The following is a 3,814-nucleotide window of genomic DNA, read 5'->3' on the forward strand; positions in this document are numbered from 1 at the left end:
AGATGTGTATAAGAGACAGGATCTCGGTGTTGAAAAACGCGTCGTAGTCCTGCTTTGCCGCCATCGCGATTATCAGGTTGTCGGGCGTGTAGGTCTGGATGACCGCGAGCCCCTTGTCCTTTCCCCTGCCGCTTCTGCCCACTACCTGAGTCAGCAGCGAGAACGTCCGCTCGTAGCTGCGGTAATCGTCGGCGTAAAGCATTTGGTCGGCGTTGAGCACGCCCACAAGGGTGACGTTCGGGAAGTCAAGCCCCTTAGCCACCATCTGCGTGCCGACAAGTATGTCGTAATCTCCGCGCGAGAACGCCGAGATCATCTTTTCATAGCTCGATTTTGAGGACGTTGCGTCGGTGTCCATGCGCAAAATACGCGCGTCCGGGAATATCTTCGCGATATCCTCCTCCGCCTTCTGCGTGCCCGAGCCGCCCATCCTGAGCGACTTTGCGTGACATGTGGGGCACTCGTTCCTGTATGGCAGCGAGTAGCCGCAGTAGTGGCACATAAGGCGGTTGTTGCGGCTGTGGTAGGTCAGCGAAATGGAGCAGTTGGGGCAGGTGACCGCCTCGCCGCACTGCGTACAGGTGACGAAGGGGTTGTGACCTCGCCTGTTGAGCAGCAGGATTGACTGCCTGCCGTGCTCCAGATTGTATTCTATGTTTTGCAGCAGCACGTCGGAAAAGCCCGAAGCGTTGCCGCTTTGTATCTCGTTGTTCATGTCCGCCGTAATAACGTCGGGCAGAACGGCGGCGCCGTAGCGCTTTGTGAGCGTGTTCAGCGAGTACCTGCCGCTTTTTGCGTAGTAGTAGGTCTCGACGCTAGGCGTGGCTGAGCTGAGCACGAGCAAGCCATTGTTCTGCGAGCAGCGGAACATGGCTATCTCACGCGCATGGTATCTAGGCGCGCTCTCGGACTTGTAGCTGTACTCCTGCTCCTCGTCCATGATTATGAGCCCCAAATCTTCAAAGGGCGCAAAAACCGCGCTGCGCGTGCCGATTACTATCTGCGCAAGCCCCTTTTTGACGCGCTTGTAAGCGTCGAGCCTTTCGCCCAGCGAAAGGGCGCTGTGAAACACGGCTATCTTTTCACCGAAGCGGCTGGCGAACTGCGCCACGAACTGCGGCGTAAGCGAAATTTCGGGCACCATGACTATAATGCCTTTGCCGTCGGGTACGGCGCGCTCGATAAGCTTCAAAAACACGCTTGTTTTGCCTGAGCCGGTAACGCCGTAAAGCAGGCTGACATGCGCTTTTTCCTCGGAATACTCGCGGAAAAGATCGTCGCAGGCTGCCTGCTGCTCGCTTGACAGCTCTATCTCCCCCGCTGTTTTGTCGGCGCGAAGCTCCTCGGTGCGAAAGACCTCTTCGTCAAAAAAGTAGATCATTCCTTTTTTGAACAGCGAATCGATGACCGAAGCGGAAACGCCCGTAAAGTAGCGCAGCTCCTTTACGGAAGCCGCGCCCGAAAGCTCCAAAAGCTCGGCGATCTCGCGCTGCTTAGGTGTGAGCTTGACCTCGGAAAGATCGATCTGAGGCGACAAAGCCGCCATTTTCATGACTGCGTCGTTCACCTTGCGGAACGCCTGATCGGACTTGTAAAGCAAGCCGCCGCGCACCATTTCGTCAAGGACGGCGCTGTCCGAAAGCGCGAAGTCCTCAAGTATTTTTTCAAGCTTGACAGCGCCGCGCTTTTTGAGCAGATAGTCGTAGATACGCCTTTGTTCATCGTCCTCCGGCTCAACGTCCTCCGCTTTTGCCGCGCCGTAAACCGTGGTGACCCTGTAGTTGATGCCCGCAGGGAGCATGGTCTTTACCGCGTCGTACAGCGTGCAGAAGTAGTGATCCTTCATGAAGCGCGCAACGCCCAGCATTTTTTCTGACATAACGGGCTCATCGTCGAGCACTGAAAGGAGCTCTTTAAAGCCTTCGGTGTTCTCCGATCCCGCAAGCTCCGTCACTATGCCCTGTCGTCGGCTGTTGCCCCTGCCGAACGGCACTAGCACTCGCTTGCCGACGGCACAGCAAGCCGCAAAAGCGTCGGGAACAAGATAGCTGAACTCTTTATCGAAGGAATAAGCCGCCTTTTCAACGGCGACCCTTGCGATCAGCTTAGAGCTCATCCTCGTCGGGCTCGTAAATGGAGATTTTGTGGTTTTTGATCTCGTCGATGGCGAGAAGCACGGGCTTATCCTCGGTCACGGTGCCCTCCTCCTCGAAGGTCTGGGTGATCTGTCTGGCGCGCTTTGAAACGCCGACTACCAGCGCGTATTTGCTCTGCTTGCCCTGAAACAATTCGTCTACATTAACCTTATGCATAATATGATCTCCTTAAATAATGTTGTTTGTATGCTGATGTAATATTGACAAGACTTCCTCAACAGCGTGGTCGAGGTCGTCGTTGATGACCTGATATTTATACTGCGAAGCGACCTTAAGCTCATTTTCAGCCTCACTTAGCCGCTCCTTTATGACCTCCTCGGTCTCGGTGCCGCGCTCGCGCAGACGGCGCTCAAGCTCCGCGACAGATGGCGGAAGGATAAATATGCTCAGCACGTCGGGAAACTTTTCCATGACCTGCAAGCCGCCCTTGACCTCGATCTCGAGAAAGACGTTGCAGCCCTGAGCCAGCATATCCTCCACCTGCTTTTTCGGCGTGCCGTAAAGGTTTTTGCAGTACTCGGCGTACTCGATATAGCCGTCGGCGTCGGCGAGCCTGATGAAATCCTCGCGCGAAACAAAGTTGTAATGAACGCCGTCGATCTCGCCCTCACGCGGCTTGCGCGTGGTGTTTGAAACCGAAAGACGGATAGAGGGGTCGCGCTTCAAAAGCTCCTTCATTATGGTGCCCTTGCCTACTCCGGAACAGCCGGTGTAGAGCACAAGCTTGCCCTTTTCACTCATCCTTGTCATCCCTTTCCTCAGAACGGTTTTGGATAGCCTCGCAGGATATCGCCGAAAGCACAACGTGGTTGCTGTCGGTGATGAGCACCGACTTGCACTTCCTGCCGCAGGTGGCGTCGATAAGCAGCCCGTTCGCCTTAGCCTCCTGAACTATGCGCTTTACGGGCGCCGAATCGGGAGCCACGACGGCGATCAGCTTGTCGCCGCTGACAAGATTTCCAAAGCCGATATTTATAAGTTTCATGTTTGTACCTCTTTTAGATGCTAGAGGCTAGGTACTAGATGCTAGATGTTCTTTAACAAACATTTCCCTGTCTTCCGGCTTCCAGCTTCTAGCTCCAGCCTCTAGCTTCTGCTCTAGCTTCTAGCCTCTAGCTTCTAGCCTCTGGCCTCTGATCACTCTATATTCTGCACTTGTTCTCTGATCTTCTCGATCTCGCTCTTTATGTCGACTACCTTGTGCGCGAGCACAGCGTCCTGTACCTTTGAGCCAATGGTGTTCGCCTCGCGGTTCATCTCCTGAATGATGAAGTCGAGCTTTCTGCCGACGGGCTCGGAATGTTCCATAAAGGCGCTGAGCTGGTCAAAGTGGCTGCGCAAGCGGACTGTTTCCTCAGCCACGGCTACCTTATCGGCAAACACCGCGACCTCGGTCAATATCCTCTGCTCGTCTACCTCGACGCTCAAATTCTCAAGCGTCTGGCGGATGCGGTCGAGCAACCTGGTTTCGTACTCTTCGACGGTAACGGGAGAACGCGCCTCGATCTCGGACACAATATCCAGAATAGTCTGCGCCCTGCCGAGGATGTCAGCCTTCATTTTGGCGCCCTCCGCCTCGCGCATGGCGATGAATGAATCGAGCGCGACGCCCGCGGCTGTAAGCACGTCGGCGGTGAGCTCCTCCTCGTCGACGGGAG

The 3,814-nt window shown here is 55.3% G+C and carries 5 protein-coding genes; all 5 read right to left on the reverse strand.

The window, feature by feature from the left end; genetic code table 11:
* The coding region (priA, locus tag KQI83_RS00040) for a replication restart helicase PriA (protein WP_216553825.1) at positions 1 to 2,116 on the reverse strand (2,116 nt) is incomplete at its 3' end.
* Positions 2,106 to 2,312, reverse strand: a complete 207-nt coding sequence (gene rpoZ, locus KQI83_RS00045; protein WP_216553826.1) for a DNA-directed RNA polymerase subunit omega — start codon at positions 2,310 to 2,312, stop codon at positions 2,106 to 2,108. The genes rpoZ and priA, both read right to left, overlap by 11 nt.
* Before the next feature lie 12 nt (positions 2,313 to 2,324).
* Positions 2,325 to 2,897 carry a guanylate kinase gene (gene gmk, locus KQI83_RS00050; RefSeq protein ID WP_216553827.1) on the reverse strand — a complete coding sequence of 191 codons (573 nt, stop codon included), beginning with the start codon at positions 2,895 to 2,897 and terminating at the stop codon, positions 2,325 to 2,327.
* The gene (locus KQI83_RS00055) at positions 2,890 to 3,141 is read right to left on the reverse strand and encodes a DUF370 domain-containing protein (RefSeq protein WP_216553828.1); all 252 of its coding nucleotides are present in this window, start codon (positions 3,139 to 3,141) and stop codon (positions 2,890 to 2,892) included. The genes gmk and KQI83_RS00055 overlap by 8 nt, the downstream gene beginning before the upstream one ends.
* A gap of 152 nt (positions 3,142 to 3,293) precedes the next feature.
* Positions 3,294 to 3,814 (reverse strand): YicC family protein (locus KQI83_RS00060; RefSeq protein WP_216553829.1); only part of this gene is annotated, 521 nt, incomplete at its 5' end.

It is taken from the genome of Roseburia sp. MSJ-14, assembly GCF_018918225.1.
Lineage (GTDB): Bacteria > Bacillota > Clostridia > Lachnospirales > Lachnospiraceae > Petralouisia.

Excerpts from the sequence above, each read along its gene's own strand:
- rpoZ (WP_216553826.1), bottom strand. The coding sequence starts at position 2,312 with ATGCATAAGGTTAATGTAGACGAATTGTTTCAGGGCAAGCAGAGCAAA.
- gmk (WP_216553827.1), bottom strand. The coding sequence starts at position 2,897 with ATGAGTGAAAAGGGCAAGCTTGTGCTCTACACCGGCTGTTCCGGAGTA.
- KQI83_RS00055 (WP_216553828.1), bottom strand. The coding sequence starts at position 3,141 with ATGAAACTTATAAATATCGGCTTTGGAAATCTTGTCAGCGGCGACAAG.